Origin of the sequence: Staphylococcus sp. ACRSN, assembly GCF_022346615.1 — a bacterium.
Lineage (GTDB): Bacteria > Bacillota > Bacilli > Staphylococcales > Staphylococcaceae > Staphylococcus.
Window position 1 is genome coordinate 232,639 of the sequence record NZ_JAKRNS010000002.1, and the last position, 19,060, is coordinate 251,698.

Genomic DNA, 19,060 nt, shown 5'->3' on the forward strand with positions numbered 1-19,060 from the left:
GTATATGAATGTAATAATAAACTTTTATAACGCAATTTTTACAACTTATTAGAATAAATAGGATTATTGTTTAGAACTTACTTAGAATGAGTTAAACTATACTTAAGAGTGAAAGTAGGTGAGCAATCGTGGCTAGGTATAATATCGAAAATGAAAATGTTGAGATACAACTTGAACGATTATTTAAAGTTGATCCTGAATTATTGTATCAAGCATGGACAGATCAACGCTTTTTAAAGCAATGGTTTATGACTTCAGAACGAACAAATAAAATAATTCAAGTTGATGCGAAACAAAATGGTGTATATAAAATTGTAGATGTAAGAAAAGGTAAAGAAAATGTAGTACAAGGTAATTTTATTACATTAACACCTTACGAATATATCGTAATGACAATAGGCATGCCTGAATTGAGTGAATCTGAAGATACAATTGAAATTGAAATATTCGAAAGAGAACCGGGAATTACACAAATGGTATTTACGTACAATGCTGTTGTGCCTAGAGAAAGAAGATATACAACTTTAGAATACAAACAAAAGAAAAAAGAGTATCATGATTCTACTGCACATGGCTTTGAGATGTTGTTTGATAGATTACAAAGCGCCTTAGAGGATTTTGAAGCAGAATTGTAAAGTGTAGGAAATAATACTTTTATTTTTAATTTATAAAATAACAATGACAGAAATATCTAATAATAAAGAGAGCGAATTGAATTTGTAAAATTTCAATTCGCTCTCTTTTTTTATTGTTATATCGAATGAAAATTTGATAGCGAAACAAAATAAACATTAAAATTGATATTAGTTATGTGTTAATTCTCCAAGTTCAATACGTTCATTATATTTGCGTAATAGTGTTTCGAAAAAAATATGATAACTAATAAAACTTGAATAGTCGGTACCATCTTTTAAAAAGAACGTGTTGCTAGATACATAGATATTGTAATTTGCTTTTTGAGCTAGAGTATTATCCTTTAAATTAGTTATAGAAATAAAGTAGTTATTACGTAATTGTAAAAGATTGGTTATGTCTTCTAATTGAGTCGATTCACCAGACAATGAAATGATGAAAAATAAGTCTTTGCCAGTAACCTTATTTAATATCATTTTAAATTCATGTGGATCATGTAAAACGATAATATTCTTATGAATTGTTAATAATATACGTTGCGCTTCTTGAGCGACATTCATTTGTGCCAATCCAGTTCCATATAAATATATGGTTTCAGATTGGTTGATTTTATTAGTAACAAGTTTAAAATCAATACGATCTAAATAATTAAATGTATTAGTTATTTCTTGTTTGAAGTTTTCGATTGAATCCGTAGTAAGCGCGTGGGTTTGCTCGCTTTCAAATTTTAAATAAGATTTAAAATCACTAAAGCCATCGAAACCTAATTTTCTAGCAAATCTATGGATTGTTGCATTCGAAGTATGTGTTGCTTGAGCGAGTTCTTGAATTTTCATGGTCTTACATACTTCGATATGGGTATTAATATATTGTGCGATATGTAGGTCGTTGTCATTCAGTTTACTAAAGTTAGTATTTACACGGTCATCTAGAAAAATAATATCACCTCAATTATTGAAAATATTTTCAAGCTATGAAAATATAATCTGATTATATAAAATTATTCGCTTTAACGTCAAACTATTGTTTGTATGTAAGCGGTTACTATATGATATAAGAAAGCGATAATATTAAAGGTGAGTAAGTCAAAATAAAAGATTCAGTATATTTTGTTTTGACGACAGGAGGGATGTTCATGAATACAATCAAGCGATTTGGTAGTGCCATGATTGTACCAGTTTTGATGTTTGCATTTTTTGGTATTGTTTTAGGATTTGCTACATTATTTAAAAATCCATCCATTATGGGAAGTATTGCTGAGGATGGTACGACTTGGTTTAAAATATGGTCAGTTATTGAAGCTGGTGGATGGACTATTTTCAATCATATGGAAGTCGTTTTCGTGGTTGGATTACCACTTTCTTTAGCTAAAAAAGCACCAGGTCATGCGGCGCTTGCAGCACTGATGGGCTATTTAATGTTTAATACTTTTATCAATGCTATTTTAACGCAATGGCCACATACTTTTGGTGCTAATTTAGAAAAGGGTGTTGAGAATGTTACAGGGCTTAAAGCAATTGCTGGAATTGAAACATTAGATACGAATATTCTTGGTGGTATAGTTATATCCAGTATTATTACGTGGATACATAATAGATACTATAGTAAGAAGTTACCAGAGATGTTGGGGGTATTCCAAGGATTGACATTTGTAGTAACAATTTCATTTTTTGTTATGTTACCAGTTGCTTTGGTTACTTGTATTGTTTGGCCAACTGTTCAAGGGGGCATATCATCGTTACAAGGGTTTATCGTTGGTTCTGGATATATTGGTGTTTGGCTTTATCATTTCTTAGAAAGAGTACTAATACCAACAGGCTTACATCACTTCATTTATGCTCCGATTGAAGTAGGTCCGGTAGTAGTAAATCATGGTTTAAAGGCAGAGTGGTTTGAGCATGTTAATGATTTTGCGAGAAGTACGAAACCTTTAAAAGAACAATTCCCTTATGGTTTTATGCTACAAGGTAATGGGAAAGTATTCGGAGCGATAGGTATTGCCCTTGCAATGTATTCTACTACACCGAAAGAAAATAAAAAGAAAATTGCTGCACTACTGATACCAGCAACATTAACTGCAGTAGTAGTAGGTATAACAGAACCATTAGAATTCACATTTTTATTTATAGCACCATATCTATTTGTCTTACATGCTATATTATCTGCGACAATGGATACATTGATGTATGGTTTTGGTTTAGTAGGTAACTTTGGTGGCGGTTTGATAGATTTCTTTGCAACAAACTGGATACCACTTGCTCAAAATCACTGGTTAACTTACGTCATACAAATTATAATTGGTTTTGCTTTTACAGGAATCTATTTTGTATTGTTCAGATTTTTAATTTTAAAATTTGATATACCTCTTCCAGGGCGTAAGAAGGAAGCAGAGGATATTAAATTATATAATAAAAAAGACTATAAGAATAAAAATGGAAGTGAAGCATCACAACAAGTAGCAGGAAATGAATATGAAGAAAAAGCTTTATATTATCTAGAAGGTTTAGGTGGGAAAGAAAACATCAAAGATGTTACTAATTGTACGACTCGTCTAAGATTAACAGTAGATGATATCAATAAAGTTGAAGAAAGTGACTATTTCACACATGATCAAATGGCACATGGATTAGTAAAAAGTGGAAAAAATGTACAAGTTGTTGTTGGTATGTCAGTACCACAAGTGAGAGAAGCTTTTGAAAACATTGTGAATGATTAATTAATCGTTACTGAAATAGTAAAGTGAAAAATAAATAAAACATAATAATAACCCTAAAATGAGTTTTAATCATTTTAGGGTATTTTATATGAAAAAATGGTGAGCTAGAACAACGAATACTAAAAGATATAAAAAGGCCTCTCTATCACTTTATAGAGAGGAGGACAATAATATATGTGATCCGTTTCACCCAAAATAAGGTGTTAAGAAATACGTGCTTTATGTACAACACGTTGCTGCGCTATGGCACACAAAATATCAATATTATGCGTTGCAATTTCATTAATTAATCTTGAAAATACAGCAGCAGAACAATTAACATTCACTTTATTCTTATTAAACGTGTATGAGATATCTTCGGTATTATTAATTAAATTGATAATGTCGATAATTTTATCTTTAATAAATGCATCGCGTAATCCATCTATAGTTAAGACAAAACGCTTCGAAGCTAATAAAAGACGCTCTGAATCAATTAATTGCTCTGAGACGGATGCTTCTAAAATTTGATAAATATCAAATTTATGGAAACTTAAAAAGCTAATGACATAAGGCAATTGCTGTTTTGGTAAATTAATCTTTAAACCAAATAAATGCTTATCTCTGAAAATTGAAAATTTAAACGAATTACAAAAATTGATTTGCTTACACACTTTGGCTAAATTTTTACGTGTCTTACGTTTATTAAGTCCACCAATATTCAACACAAATGTTTCTGTTTTATCTAAAAACATATAATACCTCCACATCTATATAAAATGAACTTGAATACAATATATAATATTCAATTGTACTTTAATTTTTACCAGTTTTAATTTCTATTAAATTGTACCACTCTTTTTTCTCATAATCACTAGGTCTTAAGAACTAAGTTAAATTAAAGTTGATTACAAAGGTGTTAAACGCCATTTACAAATATTAGAATATTTTGAAAATTCCATTGTTTAGACTATAAAAGTATGGTACATTTTTCTTTATTAATACATAGAGGAAGTGTTTAACATGTTATCAAGAGTGAGCAGATTTGCGACAAATACATTCTTATTATGGATGTTGGTTGCTGCAATTATTGGGTTTATATTCCCAAATCAACTTGCTACACTTAGTGGCTTTGTCCCATACTTACTTGGTATTGTCATGCTCGGTATGGGTTTAACTATAGATCCAAAAGATTTTAAAATCGTATTTCAACAACCAAGGTCAGTCATTATAGGAGTTATTTTACAATTTACAATCATGCCTACAACAGCATTTTTAATCGCTAAATTATTTCATTTACCAGCTGAAGTAGCGATTGGTGTCATATTAGTCGGCTGTTGTCCAGGTGGTACATCAAGTAATGTGATGAGTTACTTAGCTAATGCGAATGTTGCATTATCAGTTGCCATTACAAGTGTTTCAACGATACTTGCTCCTATCATGACCCCGGCGTTAATTTATTTATTTGCACACCAATGGTTGCAAGTATCATTTATGAGTATGTTTTGGTCAGTGATACAAGTAATATTAATTCCAATAATTATTGGCTTTATTTTACAAAAATTATTTAAAAATCTTGCTGCTAAAACGTCTACAGCTTTACCCATTGTATCAGTCGTTGCAATATCTTTGATCTTAGCTTCTGTGGTAGGTGGAAGTAAGGCACAAATACTACAAACAGGTCTTTTAATTTTTGCAGTAGTCATTCTACATAATGTAGTTGGTTATACATTAGGTTATACGTTGGCAAAAGTGTTTAAATTAGATCGTTCGGATAAGAAGGCAGTTTCAATTGAAGTGGGTATGCAAAACTCTGGTTTAGCCGTTTCATTAGCAACAGTACATTTTAGTCCGTTAGCTGCGGTACCAGGTGCTGTATTTAGTTTAGTACACAATATCACAGGACCGATATTAGCCAAATATTGGCATAAAAGATAAAAATATTTAAACCTATTAACCAGTTTTCTAATTGGTTAATAGGTTTTTTTACTTGCATTACTTTAAATTATTTAAAAAATAATAACTTACTAATGATATGATTGGTTGTCGATATACACGTGATTTATAATAAAATATGATAAGATAACTATCAATATTAATGTAGTATTTTTAAAAAATATTTTGGGAGGTATATATATGTATAGGGCAGTAATATTTGATTTTGATGGAACGATTATAGATACTGAACAACATTTATTTCAAATTATAAATAAGCATTTATTAAATAATGGTTTAGAGGGGATATCAGTAGATTATTATCGTCAATCTATTGGTGGTGCTGCAACAGAATTACATGAATATTTAGAGAGACAACTAGGAACAGAAAATAAAGCGGCAATTTATCAAGAGCATAATGCAACCAGTGTAGACTTGCCGATCAACGAAGAAATCGAAAAGATCATGAAATATTGTAAGCAACGACACATACCCATGGCAATTGCTACGAGTAGTTATAGAAAAGATATTACACCGACGTTCCAACGATTAGGACTAGGCGAATATATGGATGTTATCGTCGGTAGAGAAGATGTAGAAGCAGTTAAACCAAACCCAGAATTATATTTAACAGCGGTTCAACAATTAAATTATAACCCTGTAAATTGTTTAGCAATAGAAGATTCAGTAAATGGCGCTACTGCAGCGGTTCAAGCTGGACTTGATGTCATTGTTAATACAAATAAGATGACTGAAGAACAACCATTTGAAACAGTGAATTATATTGCTCGTGATATTACTGCAAGTGAAATGATAACTAAATTATTTGAAAGTAATGAGCGTCGTTAATATGAATGGTTATTTAATCTTATTTTTTTTAGGTGGTCCTATCGTATTAGCAATAGGTAATTTGATTTTAGGTCCAATATTTAATCGTCAGATTCCTTTTGCCATTCACTTACGTTCGTTTATTGTAGCAACATTACTCTATTTAATAGGTGCTACAGTATTGTATTTTTTAGTGTTGCAAGATAAATTTTAAAAAAGCTGTTCGCTAATTTCATTTGAAAGTAGCGAACAGCTTTTTTTATTTGGAAAATTGGAAAATAAGTGTAACGATAACTAATACTAACAATATAGAATCGATTCCAACCATAATTGCGAAACGTGGGTTTTTTTCACCTTTAGATTTCGTGCTTTTTACAGCTTTTAAATTCGGAATTAGACTAACAATCAACAATATCATTATTATGATACCTAAAATAAGACTCACTATTTATCACTGCTCCCATTCTTCTTTTCAATATACTCCCATATATAACCTGCAACTACACCTAAGATTAGTCCTACAACAATACCAACCTTTAGGGCTGAAAATATTGCACTCACGATAATTGTTATTAATAATGCAATAGGTATGGTGATACCAAATTTATATTTTCGTTCTGGAGAGTTTACGATTGAAAAAAGTACTAGATATAGTATTCCAAATACGAGTGCAGACAACAGTGACTTGAAAACCATTGAAGTGATTGAATGATGTGTACCACTAAAATAGTTTAATAGAAAGAATAGAACACCGAAAACTGCTGCACTAATGAGTGTGCGTTTAATAGTATTTGAAGTCATAACGTGCTCCTTTTATAATAAAATCTTATAAAAATTATAGCATAAAATAATATAGATGAAGAACTTAAGACTATTAAGGTTATTTTATTTTACAAATTGTTGATGATCATTCAAGTAAGCATAGAATAGTCCGATAATGAGTCCACCACCGATGTAATTACCAATTGCTGCACTTATTAAGTTGATGACAACGGGAATGATTTCAATAATTGAACTTTGATAAACCCAGCCTGCTGCAAATAATACCGAATTATAAACTACATGTTCATAACCCATAAATGCAAAAATTGATACACCAAACATCATTACAAACATTTTTGCTAAAATATCATCGATTTGCATGGCAATTACTAGCGAAATATTAATAAAAAAATTCGCGAATATGCCTTTAATTAACATGGCGAGCCAACTAGCGGTTAATGTTTTGTGCTCAATGATTGTGTTGAGATGTATCATCATATCTGGTGTCATAACATCAGAAGCTTTCATCATTAAAAATAAAAGTAATCCACCTAAGGTATTACCAATAAAACACAAAGTGAAAATTTTCAAAACGCGTGTTGGTGCAATTACACGGTAGTATAAGCCGACTGTAAAATACATAAAGTTGCTAGTTAATAATTCAGAATTGGTGAATAAAATTAATACAAGAGCAAAACTAAATGCAATCGATGCAATTAAATTTGAAATGCTGGGAGACATATCAATTCCAAAATTAGCTTTAAGCGATAACACAAAAACAATAATTGTACCTAAGATAAATCCAGCCATAATAGCACGTAGTAAATAACGCTTCAAATAGAAACTTTGCAAAACATCTTTTGTCTTAATCGTTTCAACTACGTGATTGACCCAAACTCTTCCGTAAAAAACTTTATCCCATCGCACATTTTTTTCGTTCAATATCATGTCCTCACTTTCATTATATTTAAAGTTAGTATACTATGACAGCACTGTTTTTGTGAAATAATTCACAATAAATATTTTTCTATTTAGGGGCATTGTATTGCTATATAATTGATGTGGAATTTTTTAAGGTATGTTGGTTTAAAATTCTTCTTTACAATATGTAGTAAAATCGCGTACAATAAAAAACGGAAATGTAAGGGCTTACATATTTTTACTTTGGTATTTTAATTTTGCCAATTTATAGTATAATAGCGACATGATAAGTGATTAATTATACTTATATTTGAGAGAGATGGGGTTTGAATGATGAATGACAATAATGAACTGCAGAGGGGATTAGGCGCGCGTCAAATGCGGATGATTGCGCTTGGCGGTACAATTGGTGTAGGTCTGTTTATGGGTGCTACAAGTACTATTAAGTGGACTGGACCTTCTGTTATATTTGCTTATTTAATAGCAGGTATATTTTTATTTTTAGTAATGAGAGCAATGGGAGAGATGGTATATTTACATCCTACTTCTGGTTCTTTTGCCAATTTTGCAAGTGATTACATACATCCGGTAGCAGGTTATTTAACTGCATGGAGTAACATATTTCAATGGGTAGTCGTCGGTATGAGTGAAGTTATTGCTGTCGGTGAATATATGAATTTTTGGTTCCCACATTTACCACAATGGATTCCAGGTATCATTGTTGTAGCTTTATTGATGGGTGCAAACTTAGTTTCAGTGAAAGCTTTTGGTGAATTTGAATTTTGGTTTGCTATGATTAAAGTTGTAACGATTATTTTAATGATTGTAGCAGGATTTGGATTAATTTTCTTTGGTATTGGAAATGGCGGAGAAGCAATTGGATTATCTAATTTATGGTCACATGGTGGCTTTATGCCAAATGGTTGGGTTGGATTCTTCTTTGCATTATCAATTGTTATTGGCTCATATCAAGGTGTGGAATTAATTGGTATTACTGCAGGTGAAACGAAAGATCCTCAAAAGAACATTAAAAGTGCTGTGAACGGTGTTATTTGGCGTATTTTAATTTTCTATATTGGTGCTATCTTCGTAATCGTTACTGTTTATCCATGGAATGAGTTAGGAAATATAGGAAGCCCATTCGTAGCTACTTTCGCAAAAGTGGGTATTACGTTTGCAGCTGGTTTAATCAATTTTGTTGTATTAACTGCAGCAATGTCAGGTTGTAACTCAGGTATCTTCAGTGCGAGTCGTATGACATTAAACTTGTCACAAAAAGGAATGTTACCAAAATTCTTTACAAAAGTAATGAAAAATGGTGTGCCTTTCTGGACAGTCATAGCAATTGCTGTCGGTATCTTAATCGGTGCGTTATTAAATGTTATTTTACCTTTATTTATAAAGGGAGCAGACAGTATTTTTGTTTATGTTTATAGTGCGTCGATATTACCAGGTATGGTGCCATGGTTTATGATTCTAATCAGTCATTTAAGATTTAGAAAAAAACATCCTGAAGAACTTGAAGGGCATCCTTTTAAAATGCCAGGAGGCGCAGTTACAAACTATGTAACAATGGCATTCTTTATTATTGTTCTAATCGGTATGTTATTTAATAAAGAAACAGTTGTTTCAGTTGTTATTGGTATTGTTTTCTTATTACTTATGACTGCATTCTATTTTATAAAAGGTTATCATAAATTAAGCGACAAAGAGCAAATATAAAATTATCAGACTTATTAAAAAATAATCAGAGCTTATTGATTTTTAACTATAGAAGCTTTGGTCTCATCAATTGAATAAGTAATAAACAAACAGGTTGGAGCATGAATTATGTTTCAGCCTGTTTTTATTTTCAGCTATAGTGAAATGAACTAATGAAGTCTTTGACTCTGTAATTCAAATTTCATTCTAGTTTTTTACAGTTCGTATAATTCCAATATGTTAAAACAAATGTTTAATATCAAAGACATAAAATAACGTATAAGTATTAATAAAAGTTATATATAATGTGTTTTATTTACATAAATTTTACATCGTAAAAACAATAACTCAATAATCTTTGCTTACACTTATATTACAAGCTTCAAATTACATATTAAAGGAGTTATTAATTATGAAATTCTATAATAAGTTAGCAACAGTATCAATGACAAGTGCAATTGTTATTGGATCTGTCCTAGGGAATACACATACATCATTCGCTTCAAGTAATGGGAAAGCATCAGACAAATCAGCAGATGTATCTTATATGGGAAATACAAAAAATCCTAAGAATGTCATTTTCTTAGTAGGTGATGGTATGGGGCCTTCATATAACAGTGCTTATAGATACTTTGCAGATAACCCAGAAACAAAAGAAATGGATAAAACAGCATTTGATAACTACCTTACTGGAACACAACGTACGAATCCTGATGACCCGAAAGAAAATGTTACTGATTCAGCAGCTGGTGCAACGGCATTTAGTTCAGGTCATAAAACTTTTAATGGTGCGATAGGCGTAGATTCAAATAAACAAAAAGTTAAAACTGTTTTAGAGCAAGCAAAAGAGAATGGTAAATCAACAGGTCTTGTTTCAACAGCAGAATTAACGGATGCTACACCTGCAGCTTATGCCGCACATGTTGATGATCGCGATAAAAAAGATGAAATTGCGCAACAATTCTATAATGATAAAATCAATGGTAAACATAAAGTTGATGTGTTATTAGGTGGTGGTGCAGAATATTTTGGCGATAAAAATGGTAATTTAGCAGATAAATTTAAAAAGGATGGATATGACGTAGTAGATAATAAAACAGATTTACAAAACTCAACAAATAAACAAGTATTGGGTCTATTCGCAGACAATGATATGCCATTGCAAATTGATGCGCCTGAAAAAAATCCCAAACTTGTAGAGATGGAAGATAGTGCAATCAAAAAATTAGAAACAAATAATAAAGGCTTTTTCTTAATGGTAGAAGGGGCTTCAATCGATAAATCTGGTCATCCAAATGATGTTACAGGCGTTATGTCCGAAATGGGTGGCTTTGAAAAATCTTTTGACTACGCGATGAATTATGCCAAACAACATTCTGATACATTAGTTGTAGCTACTGCAGATCACTCTACAGGTGGTATGACAATCGCTAAAGGTAAAGATTATGTATGGAATCCTAAAGCAATCCATCAAATGAAACATTCTGGTTCATATATGACTAAAGCAATTGCTGATGGTAAAGATCCTGAAAAAGTAATTAATGAAGGCTATGGCTTTGAAGTTTCAAAATCACAAATTAGTAAGATTAAAGATGAAGCCAAAGCATTGAAAAAATATGATGAAGAAGATAAAGCATACGAAACACAATTCCAAAAACTTCAAGATGCAATTCAAAAACCAATTAACGATGAATCACATACAGGATGGACAACAAATGGACATACTGGAGAAGATGTAAACACATATAGCTTTGGACCAGGTAGTGATAGATTTAAAGGTAATATTGATAATACAGATAATGCAAAAAATATCTTCGATTTCTTTAAAAGTGACGTTAATAAATAATACGAAATTGAATTAAAGCTTATAATTCAAATATTAAAGCACCTAATACCAGAATTGAATTCCTAGTATTAGGTGCTTTACATTTATATGTGTAATAATCTGTTTAATGTTTAAATTTTATAAGCGATAAATGTTTTCGATAATTATTTAGTGCCATTTTTGATTGCGTTATTGAATCCAGTGATGTTTGGTAGTTCAAAGCGATATAGCGGTAATATAATACATCAACGGAGAATAATTGTGCAAATAAAGATGTTGTTGCAGCCATTCGTAATTCGTTTTCATCAGTTGCTCCATAGATAAGTTTATAATCAGAAACTTGAGCAATAGCATTTTCAGATGTACTAGAAATGGTGATGATAGGAATATTGTAATCACTTGCTACACTAGCCATCGATCGCAATTCACTGTGACTACCTTGATTAGTAATAAAAATAATACAATCCTGTTGATCATGTGTTGCCAGTGTAGTAATAAATAAATGTGTTTCTTGAACCAAACGTACGTTAAGACCAATTCTAGATAATTTTTGAAACAAATCTGTAGCTATAACAAATGATGCACCATATCCAAAAATGAAAATATTTCGTGCTTGCTTTAAGACACCACATATTTCGTCTATACTTGTTGCATCAATTGTAGATGCAACATAATTCATTGTATCAGTTGCACGTGAAAGCATTTTTGATTTCAAGATATCAACAGACTCGTTTGCGACAATTTCTAAATGTGTGTTATTAGTTGTGTCTTCTGGTAAATAACGAGAGAGCGCAATTTTTAATTCTTGAAACCCCTTGTTAGTTACTTTTTTACTAAACCTAACAATAGAAGCGGTGCTTGTATTGATTGCTAATGCCAGGTCTTGTACTGACATATCTATTATTTTATGAGGTGTATTCAGAATAAAATCAGCTATTTTTTTCTCGCTTTTTGTATAAGTGTCGTATTGCTTATCAATTTTATAAAGTAAATTTGTCATTATAAATCACCTAAACTATCAGTTTCTCTCATAGCTTTTGTTGTACCAAATAAGTAGGTGAAAATAAAACCACCTGCATAAGCTGAGAGCAGTCCTCCTATATAACCTAAATACATATGATCTGAAATTAAAGGTAATAATGAAATGCCACTAGGTCCTATAGCAGTAGCACCAATATGGCCTATACCACCGATGACTGCACCACCGATACCACCACCGATACATGCTGTAAAGAATGGTTTGCCAAGAGGTAATGTGACACCGTATATCAATGGTTCACCGATACCTAAGAAACCAACGGGAAGTGCACCTTTAAGTGTATTTCTTAGCGTTGTATTTTTACGACATCTTACCCATAATGCTAAAGCAGCGCCTACTTGTCCGGCACCTGCCATAGCGGCGATAGGTAATAGGTAAGTTGCACCCGTTTGATTTATCATTTCAATATGAATTGGGGTAAATATATGATGTAAACCTAACATTACCAAAGGTAGGAAGAAAGCGCCAATAATAAATCCACTAAATACGCCTCCTATATCAATGATGCCATTTATAATGTGAACTAAACCATCTGAAACAAATCCTGCTAATGGCATAAAGATGAAAATAGTTAATAATCCAATAATAAATAATGTAATTGTAGGTGTAACGATAATATCAATCGCATTTGGAACAATTTTGTGCAGTCTTTTTTCAACTATACTTAATAACCAAACAGCTAATATAACGCCTATGATACCACCTTGACCAGCTTGCAGAGGTTCACCAGTAAATATATTCGTAATCATATTTTTATCAGTGAGCCCTGTTAAAAGGGTAGTACCACCTATAACACCACCAAGTCCAGGTGTTGCACCAAATTCCTTTGCGGCATTAATTCCAGTAAAAATAGCCAAGTAAGCCAACATACCATCTTTGATTACATTGAATACAGTTACAAGCTGTGTTAACCATGCGCCTGATATTTGTCCACCAGCAAGTAAATTACTTAAAACAGCAGCTATACCACCAATTAAACCAGCTCCTATAAATGCTGGAATTAATGGGATGAAAATATTAGCAATTGTCTTAAGTATTTTGTTGAATTTACCGTTTTTTTGCTTTGATTTATAGTTGGATTTATTTTGAACTGCTTTTTCTTTTGCGACTTGTTTATAATTTGAGGTGTCATGTGGTATGGTTTCACCTAGTTTTACGCCACTACTTTGTACCATATAATCAGCAACTTTATTTACAGTGCCAGGACCAACTACAACTTGAACACGTTCATCTTTTACGACGCCCATAACACCTTCAATTGCTTTTAATTTAGCATAATCCACTTTTTCTTCGTCTATAACTTTAATACGTACGCGTGTCATACAATGGATTATACTTTCTATATTATCCATTGATCCAACAGCTTCAGTAATTTGTTGTGCTAATTTTTGTTCTTTTTTCATATAAAGACCTCCTTGTATACATCTTGATTAAATCATCGTTTTGTATGAGGGTAGGGTTAACATATATATCAGTATTATGACTGAATCGCACGTTTAACAAATGAATCGTTAGCCAAGAGTTTTTCTTCGGCGGCTTGTTTTGAAAGAGTGCAAAGTTGCATAACAACTGCTACTTTTACATTTTCTCCAGATGCTTCAAATTGTTGTTGTGCTTCAGAGTATGAAATATCGCAAATGTCCTGAATAATACGAATTGAGCGATCAATTAATTTTTTGTTTGTCGCTTTTACGTCAATCATTAAATTATCATAAACTTTACCTACACCAACCATAGTGAGTGTGGAAATCATGTTTAAGATGAGTTTTTGCGCAGTGCCAGCCTTTAAACGTGTTGAACCTGTAAGTATTTCTGGTCCAACATCAACTTCTATCGCATGATTAGCTAATTTACTAATTTCTGTATCTGTATTACATGAAATCGCCACTGTATGAGCGCCCGATTCATTTGCGCATTGAAGTCCGCCTTTTACATATGGCGTAGAACCACTTGCTGCAATACCAATAACAACATCTTTATCTGATACATGAATATGAGTTAGGTCTTGTCTAGCAAGTGAAAGATTATCTTCAGCACCTTCGACAGCTACTGTTAGTGCACGTTGTCCACCAGCAATCAGACCGATAACTTCGTTTATAGATGTGTTAAAAGTTGGGACACATTCTGCGGCATCTAAAACACCTAATCTGCCACTAGTACCAGCACCAAGATAAATAATTCTGCCACCGTTTTTAAATCGATTTATTGTAACTTCGATTACTTCAGAAAGTTTTGGGATAATTTTACTGATTTCTTGAGGTACTTTTTGATCTTCTCTGTTCATTGTTATTAATGCTTCTTCTATTGTCATTTCATCTAAGTGCATGGATGCCTCATTTCGTGACTCAGTAGATAAATGTTTCATTATTTTGGCTCCTTTGTTTGTTTGATAAATGAAAATGTATCACCAGGTTTTATGCAGTTCAGAAGTAATAAATCAGCATCTATAAGTTTAGCTATAATATTAATGTTGGGGTGCTGAGGTAACTGTTGCTTTATTATTTGTAATTCGCCTTCGTAACGCCCGTTAAGTGTGTTATCTAATGTGATATGACCAGGTTCACGCTCAATTGAATTATCTGGTAATACTTGACTGTCATGATATTGTCGTGCTTCTTGTGAGCGTATTACTTTTTCTGGATTATCGAGTCGAACAGTATGATGATGATGTAATATTGAATACTGATTAAAACTTCTTGTATAAGAAGGTTGAACACGTAAAGTAAAGTGTCTTTGATTTATTGCTTGGTAAAGTTGATTGGCATCATATGTTGAAATGTAAGGATCTCCGATTATAAAATCTGAAGTATTTGTATCTAATAAAGTTGTTGCACTTATAATAAGAGGTTGATATCGTGTTGATTCAATCGTTGGTAATCCTCTGTAAATCGGGCCTCTTTTATTGGTGCCCGCTATAAAAGCATAGATTTCAGATGAATTATTATATGTCTTAATGATGTTATTTTGTTTTAAAACAAAGTTTTGTGATAATCCTGTATCTGGTCTTGGGTAATAATTATGACAGTAAATAATATGATTAAAATCAGTAACTTTTTCCTTAAGGTTAGTTAATAGTTTTGGTGTAATGATACTTGCATTTAGACAACATTTAAAATTAGCATTTATAATTGAATTTACAATATCTATGGAAGTACTGTGATCAATGCGAATAATGAATTGTGAATTACTATAACGATGTAACATTTTGAAAAAAGATTGTGTAATTAAATCTGGATTGATATCAATGATAAATTGAATCGTATATGTGTCTAAAAAATCTAACAGTAGTTCTAATGTTTGGTATTTTTGATGTTCATCTTCTTCTGGTATCTGTACAGATGTGAAAATTGTGTTATAACCTAAATCGACCATTTGCTTAATATATGCTTCATTAAGGGGTTCACCCAGATATATTGAAAAACCAGCCATTTTAAAGTTACACCTCCCGTTTGTAATCGTTTTCATTGTACAATAACTGTAATGTAATTACAATTTTTGGTTTTAACATCATATTATTTGAAATTTTATTACAAATATAAATTGATGAAGTGAAGTATTTTAAGTAGTCTTTGTTGAATTCCAGAAATATATTTGATTGTATTACCTACAGTGAGTTCATCGATAGGTTGGGTCTTATAATCTTCAAGAAAGCGATAATAATTATAGTGAATGAGGGAAGTATGACGAAGTGGATTGTTTTTTAAATTGAAATATTCATTTTCTATGAAAGCATTTAATTCGTGTTGGAATGAAATTTTTTTCTTATGTTCAGTGACAATACCAAATTTATAAACTTCAATTAAATTTAATAGCTGTTGTACACTTTTGGATAGGGTTAATAATTCTTCTAATTGCATTTTAAATCCTCCTTAAAAATAAGTTTATGAGGGTAACGTTTTTTCTGATTTGTTGAAAATGATATACTGATTTTAATTTAAAAGGGTGAGGTTCATACTAAAGATATTTAATAGGGGAATGATCGCTTTGAATGAAATGATATTTTAGCAAGAGAGGTATGAACACGATGAAACAAATTTTTTTACGGTGTAAAAGCATAGTATGGAAAGATTTCTTGATAATTATATCGCTATTTTTAATATTAGAAATTTTATCAGTAGTTATACTGAAGTTTGGTAGTAGTCTATTTGGGTCTTTAAGTGACGGAAAAGAAATATTGCTTAGTTCATTAGTTCAATTATTGGCTTATACTGCGAGTATTTTTTTAATTTATATTTTACATATTGATGATTTCTATTTGAAATTAACAAGAGGATTACATTTTATTAAGCGTCATAGTGTATGGTTAATGAGTGTTTTTGTATTGATGTTTGTAACTTCTTATTTTTATAATTTTGCAGTCCAATATCTACCTGGAGATTTAGGATTTAGCGAAACGCAAAATGAATTACAATTACAAGTATTATTTGAAAATCCAAAGTTTTTACCTTTTGCATTTTTACTTATTGTAATTGCAGCACCGCTCATTGAGGAGATCATTTTCAGACATTTACTGATTGGTGAATTAGGTAAATTGTTAAATTTTAAAGTTATGGGGATTGTATCTGCAGTGTTATTCTCTTTGATGCATGTAAGTGGAGCTACGTCTCCATTTGAGTTTGGTAGCTATATTATCTTAGCAACAGCATTAGTATATAGTTATATTAATGCAAATAATAAATTAATCGTTAGTTTTAGCTTACATATGCTAAATAATTTCGTTTCATTTATTATTACGATGATTACATTATATTATTAAAAATCCAACTGAATTAAAGTTCAGTTGGATTCGAAAACTGTTGAAAGTTATTAATCGTTATATCTTGTGTCTTAATCGTTTTTTCAAATGAATAAGAGATATCTTGAATTGCTTCTATAGGAATTATATTAGTTTTACCTAATCCGATTTCAAAAACAACTGCTTTCCACAAACCCTCTTCACATAGTAAACCAATGAATATAACATTTTCTGTACTGGTCGTTGCATCATGGTCGTGTTCCACTGCCATTACATTGCGTTCCGTGCAATAGATGAGTACATCGGAAAAAAGTGAGGGCAAGGTCACATGTTGTGGACGATCAAATTTAATATAGCGGTCTAATTTTTTAAGTGTGCGTCTCATTTTAGTATAAGGTAAGTTCAAGCATTTCTTTATTATTGCTTGAATTTCCTCTTTATAAGGAAGGGTAGTATAAGATTGACTTTCATTAAGTACAAGAAATAATGCAGAAAGTTGATTTTCAGTTAATTCAATATCATAACTATTTGGTGTTTCTTGCAATTGATAGCCACCCAACTTACCGTGTTTAGCTAATATTTTAACACCTTGATCTTCTAAATCTTGAATATCCCTTAATATAGTACGTTTTGAAACATTTAAATCAGATGCTAATTCTGAAGCAGTAACTTGTCTGTTTTCTTGAATAGCTTGAACCAATTTATTTTGCCGCTCGCGTTTATTCATTTAAGAAAGTCACCTCCCAATATGATTACATATTACAATTATTATACCATAAAAGTGACAATGACGACATTTATAAAAATTATTAAAAAAACTTTTAGAAAACGCTTACATTTTTTCAGGTCTTATGTTAGTATTGTATATAGTAACAAGGGGGTAACGAATAATTAACAAAGGGGTAGGCTATTTACATAATAGTTTTGTAAACAATTATTCGTACGAGTTACTAAACAAACATCTTCAATATTTATTACTTACTTTCCTTTCTATTTAGCCGGCTAGTGTCACTAGCCGGTTTTCTTTTTTGTTTCATTAGCATACAAGAAAATTTACTGAATAATAAACTAGTACCATATATTTTAGTGAGTGAATTATGATAAAATGAAACGAAATTATACATAGATAAAGCACAAATAAACAAAATTTAGATTTGATTATAATAAGAGGTGTAGACATGAAAAAAGAACAATTGATTTATATAGATGATTCTGTAAGAGCGTGGCTCGCTTCATTGGATGATATTATTCCAGCATTAATTGAGGAAATGGATACAAGCACTAAGAAAAATAGATTTGATTTAGTTACAAATGTTGATAAGACGATTCAACAAAGGTTTCAACAATTTTTAAATGATAAATTCCCTGAACATCAATTATTTGCAGAAGAAAAATCTAACGTTGAAGTTCATCCAAATGAAGGGCATGTCTGGATAATGGATCCGATCGATGGGACTGCAAATTTAGTAAAACAGCAAGAAGACTATTGTATTATTCTAGGTTATTTTGTGAATGGTGAACCGATGCTATCTTATATTTATGATTATCCTCATGGAAAGTTATATAAGGCGGTCAAAGGTTACGGCGCTTATGTGAATGATACACCTTTAAAAAAACCAGAAGCAATTGAACTTAAGGATGCAGTCATTTCATTTAATTCATTAGTGATTAACGCTAAAAAAATGCAAGAACTCTTTGACGCATCTTTCAGTCATCGTTATATAGGTTCATGTGGATTAGATTCGGTTCGAGTGATTAATGGTCAATTTGGACTACATATAAATACAAATCCAAAACCTTGGGATATAGCAGCACAATTTTTATTTGCTAGTGAATTAGGACTTAAAATGACTACACTGGATAATGAAACGTTAGATTATGCAACTGCTGGTCCGTTTATAATTAGCAATCCGGGATGTCACGAAGAAATGTTGGCTATTTTAAATTCAGGTGAAGGTTATAAAAAATAAGGATTTATTATTTTTA

General features: G+C 31.4%; 20 protein-coding genes. 9 read left to right on the forward strand and 11 right to left on the reverse strand.

Annotated features, from left to right (window positions below; genetic code table 11):
- Positions 1-128 precede the first annotated feature (128 nt).
- Positions 129-635, forward strand: coding sequence for an SRPBCC family protein (locus MHZ36_RS02805; RefSeq protein ID WP_239229489.1), 507 nt, complete (start codon positions 129-131; stop codon positions 633-635).
- A 168-nt stretch (positions 636-803) separates the two neighbouring features.
- Here the strand turns inward: MHZ36_RS02805 and MHZ36_RS02810 are convergent, their stop codons facing one another.
- A complete protein-coding gene (locus tag MHZ36_RS02810; RefSeq protein ID WP_239229642.1) occupies positions 804-1,571 on the reverse strand; it encodes a MurR/RpiR family transcriptional regulator in 768 nt (255 codons plus the stop codon).
- Positions 1,572-1,768: 197 nt separating this feature from the next.
- Between MHZ36_RS02810 and MHZ36_RS02815 the strand changes: the two genes are divergently transcribed.
- Entirely contained in the window at positions 1,769-3,349 is a 1,581-nt protein-coding gene (locus tag MHZ36_RS02815) for an alpha-glucoside-specific PTS transporter subunit IIBC (RefSeq protein ID WP_239229490.1), read from the forward strand.
- 203 nt (positions 3,350-3,552) lie between these two features.
- Here MHZ36_RS02815 and MHZ36_RS02820 read toward each other — a convergent pair whose 3' ends face one another.
- Positions 3,553-4,083: a hypothetical protein gene (locus tag MHZ36_RS02820; RefSeq protein ID WP_239229491.1), complete on the reverse strand. Its 531-nt coding sequence runs from the start codon at positions 4,081-4,083 to the stop codon at positions 3,553-3,555.
- A 268-nt stretch (positions 4,084-4,351) separates the two neighbouring features.
- On the opposite strand from MHZ36_RS02820, the gene MHZ36_RS02825 reads away from it, so the two are divergent.
- The 3 genes from MHZ36_RS02825 (at position 4,352) to MHZ36_RS02835 (ending at position 6,305) form a co-directional block, all read left to right on the forward strand.
- Positions 4,352-5,266, forward strand: coding sequence for a bile acid:sodium symporter family protein (locus tag MHZ36_RS02825; RefSeq protein WP_239229492.1), 915 nt, complete (start codon positions 4,352-4,354; stop codon positions 5,264-5,266).
- Positions 5,267-5,464: 198 nt separating this feature from the next.
- Entirely contained in the window at positions 5,465-6,112 is a 648-nt protein-coding gene (locus MHZ36_RS02830) for an HAD family hydrolase (protein WP_239229493.1), read from the forward strand.
- 1 nt (position 6,113) lies between these two features.
- Positions 6,114-6,305 (forward strand): hypothetical protein, encoded by a 192-nt coding sequence (locus MHZ36_RS02835; protein WP_239229494.1) that lies wholly within the window; start codon positions 6,114-6,116, stop codon positions 6,303-6,305.
- Between the two features lie 45 nt (positions 6,306-6,350).
- On the opposite strand, the gene MHZ36_RS02840 is transcribed toward MHZ36_RS02835, so the two are convergent.
- The 3 genes from MHZ36_RS02840 to MHZ36_RS02850 all read right to left on the reverse strand — a co-directional run bounded on the left by MHZ36_RS02840 (position 6,351) and on the right by MHZ36_RS02850 (position 7,795).
- Positions 6,351-6,536, reverse strand: a complete 186-nt coding sequence (locus MHZ36_RS02840; RefSeq protein WP_239229495.1) for a hypothetical protein — start codon at positions 6,534-6,536, stop codon at positions 6,351-6,353.
- Positions 6,536-6,892, reverse strand: a complete 357-nt coding sequence (locus tag MHZ36_RS02845; RefSeq protein WP_239229497.1) for a hypothetical protein — start codon at positions 6,890-6,892, stop codon at positions 6,536-6,538. The genes MHZ36_RS02840 and MHZ36_RS02845 overlap by 1 nt, the downstream gene beginning before the upstream one ends.
- An 84-nt stretch (positions 6,893-6,976) precedes the next feature.
- Positions 6,977-7,795 (reverse strand): formate/nitrite transporter family protein, encoded by an 819-nt coding sequence (locus MHZ36_RS02850; RefSeq protein WP_239229498.1) that lies wholly within the window; start codon positions 7,793-7,795, stop codon positions 6,977-6,979.
- 312 nt (positions 7,796-8,107) lie between these two features.
- Here MHZ36_RS02850 and MHZ36_RS02855 point away from each other — a divergent pair, with 312 nt between their 5' ends.
- Positions 8,108-9,496, forward strand: coding sequence for an amino acid permease (locus MHZ36_RS02855; protein ID WP_239229499.1), 1,389 nt, complete (start codon positions 8,108-8,110; stop codon positions 9,494-9,496).
- Positions 9,497-9,887: 391 nt separating this feature from the next.
- Positions 9,888-11,321, forward strand: a complete 1,434-nt coding sequence (locus tag MHZ36_RS02860; RefSeq protein ID WP_239229500.1) for an alkaline phosphatase — start codon at positions 9,888-9,890, stop codon at positions 11,319-11,321.
- A 103-nt stretch (positions 11,322-11,424) separates the two neighbouring features.
- Here the strand turns inward: MHZ36_RS02860 and MHZ36_RS02865 are convergent, their stop codons facing one another.
- The 5 genes from MHZ36_RS02865 to MHZ36_RS02885 form a co-directional block, all read right to left on the reverse strand.
- On the reverse strand, positions 11,425-12,300 hold the full coding sequence (locus MHZ36_RS02865) for a MurR/RpiR family transcriptional regulator (protein WP_239229501.1): 876 nt from the start codon (positions 12,298-12,300) through the stop codon (positions 11,425-11,427).
- Positions 12,300-13,742: a PTS transporter subunit EIIC gene (locus MHZ36_RS02870; RefSeq protein ID WP_239229502.1), complete on the reverse strand. Its 1,443-nt coding sequence runs from the start codon at positions 13,740-13,742 to the stop codon at positions 12,300-12,302. The genes MHZ36_RS02865 and MHZ36_RS02870 overlap by 1 nt, the downstream gene beginning before the upstream one ends.
- A gap of 74 nt (positions 13,743-13,816) precedes the next feature.
- Positions 13,817-14,704 (reverse strand): N-acetylmuramic acid 6-phosphate etherase, encoded by an 888-nt coding sequence (murQ, locus tag MHZ36_RS02875; protein ID WP_239229503.1) that lies wholly within the window; start codon positions 14,702-14,704, stop codon positions 13,817-13,819.
- Positions 14,704-15,768, reverse strand: a complete 1,065-nt coding sequence (locus tag MHZ36_RS02880; protein ID WP_239229504.1) for a MupG family TIM beta-alpha barrel fold protein — start codon at positions 15,766-15,768, stop codon at positions 14,704-14,706. The genes murQ and MHZ36_RS02880 overlap by 1 nt, the downstream gene beginning before the upstream one ends.
- Positions 15,769-15,866: 98 nt before the next feature.
- The gene (locus MHZ36_RS02885) at positions 15,867-16,196 is read right to left on the reverse strand and encodes a hypothetical protein (RefSeq protein WP_239229505.1); all 330 of its coding nucleotides are present in this window, start codon (positions 16,194-16,196) and stop codon (positions 15,867-15,869) included.
- Positions 16,197-16,363: 167 nt separating this feature from the next.
- Here MHZ36_RS02885 and MHZ36_RS02890 point away from each other — a divergent pair, with 167 nt between their 5' ends.
- A complete protein-coding gene (locus MHZ36_RS02890) occupies positions 16,364-17,095 on the forward strand; it encodes a CPBP family intramembrane glutamic endopeptidase (RefSeq protein WP_239229506.1) in 732 nt (243 codons plus the stop codon).
- A gap of 13 nt (positions 17,096-17,108) precedes the next feature.
- Here the strand turns inward: MHZ36_RS02890 and MHZ36_RS02895 are convergent, their stop codons facing one another.
- Entirely contained in the window at positions 17,109-17,801 is a 693-nt protein-coding gene (locus MHZ36_RS02895) for a helix-turn-helix transcriptional regulator (RefSeq protein ID WP_239229507.1), read from the reverse strand.
- A 451-nt stretch (positions 17,802-18,252) separates the two neighbouring features.
- On the opposite strand from MHZ36_RS02895, the gene MHZ36_RS02900 reads away from it, so the two are divergent.
- The gene (locus tag MHZ36_RS02900) at positions 18,253-19,044 is read left to right on the forward strand and encodes an inositol monophosphatase family protein (protein ID WP_239229508.1); all 792 of its coding nucleotides are present in this window, start codon (positions 18,253-18,255) and stop codon (positions 19,042-19,044) included.
- Positions 19,045-19,060 lie beyond the last annotated feature (16 nt).

Excerpts from the sequence above, each read along its gene's own strand:
- MHZ36_RS02815 (WP_239229490.1), top strand. The coding sequence starts at position 1,769 with ATGAATACAATCAAGCGATTTGGTAGTGCCATGATTGTACCAGTTTTG.
- MHZ36_RS02820 (WP_239229491.1), bottom strand. The coding sequence starts at position 4,083 with ATGTTTTTAGATAAAACAGAAACATTTGTGTTGAATATTGGTGGACTT.
- MHZ36_RS02825 (WP_239229492.1), top strand. The coding sequence starts at position 4,352 with ATGTTATCAAGAGTGAGCAGATTTGCGACAAATACATTCTTATTATGG.
- MHZ36_RS02830 (WP_239229493.1), top strand. The coding sequence starts at position 5,465 with ATGTATAGGGCAGTAATATTTGATTTTGATGGAACGATTATAGATACT.
- MHZ36_RS02835 (WP_239229494.1), top strand. The coding sequence starts at position 6,114 with ATGAATGGTTATTTAATCTTATTTTTTTTAGGTGGTCCTATCGTATTA.
- MHZ36_RS02845 (WP_239229497.1), bottom strand. The coding sequence starts at position 6,892 with ATGACTTCAAATACTATTAAACGCACACTCATTAGTGCAGCAGTTTTC.
- MHZ36_RS02855 (WP_239229499.1), top strand. The coding sequence starts at position 8,108 with ATGAATGACAATAATGAACTGCAGAGGGGATTAGGCGCGCGTCAAATG.
- MHZ36_RS02860 (WP_239229500.1), top strand. The coding sequence starts at position 9,888 with ATGAAATTCTATAATAAGTTAGCAACAGTATCAATGACAAGTGCAATT.
- MHZ36_RS02865 (WP_239229501.1), bottom strand. The coding sequence starts at position 12,300 with ATGACAAATTTACTTTATAAAATTGATAAGCAATACGACACTTATACA.
- MHZ36_RS02870 (WP_239229502.1), bottom strand. The coding sequence starts at position 13,742 with ATGAAAAAAGAACAAAAATTAGCACAACAAATTACTGAAGCTGTTGGA.
- murQ (WP_239229503.1), bottom strand. The coding sequence starts at position 14,704 with ATGAAACATTTATCTACTGAGTCACGAAATGAGGCATCCATGCACTTA.
- MHZ36_RS02880 (WP_239229504.1), bottom strand. The coding sequence starts at position 15,768 with ATGGCTGGTTTTTCAATATATCTGGGTGAACCCCTTAATGAAGCATAT.
- MHZ36_RS02885 (WP_239229505.1), bottom strand. The coding sequence starts at position 16,196 with ATGCAATTAGAAGAATTATTAACCCTATCCAAAAGTGTACAACAGCTA.
- MHZ36_RS02890 (WP_239229506.1), top strand. The coding sequence starts at position 16,364 with ATGAAACAAATTTTTTTACGGTGTAAAAGCATAGTATGGAAAGATTTC.
- MHZ36_RS02895 (WP_239229507.1), bottom strand. The coding sequence starts at position 17,801 with ATGAATAAACGCGAGCGGCAAAATAAATTGGTTCAAGCTATTCAAGAA.
- MHZ36_RS02900 (WP_239229508.1), top strand. The coding sequence starts at position 18,253 with ATGAAAAAAGAACAATTGATTTATATAGATGATTCTGTAAGAGCGTGG.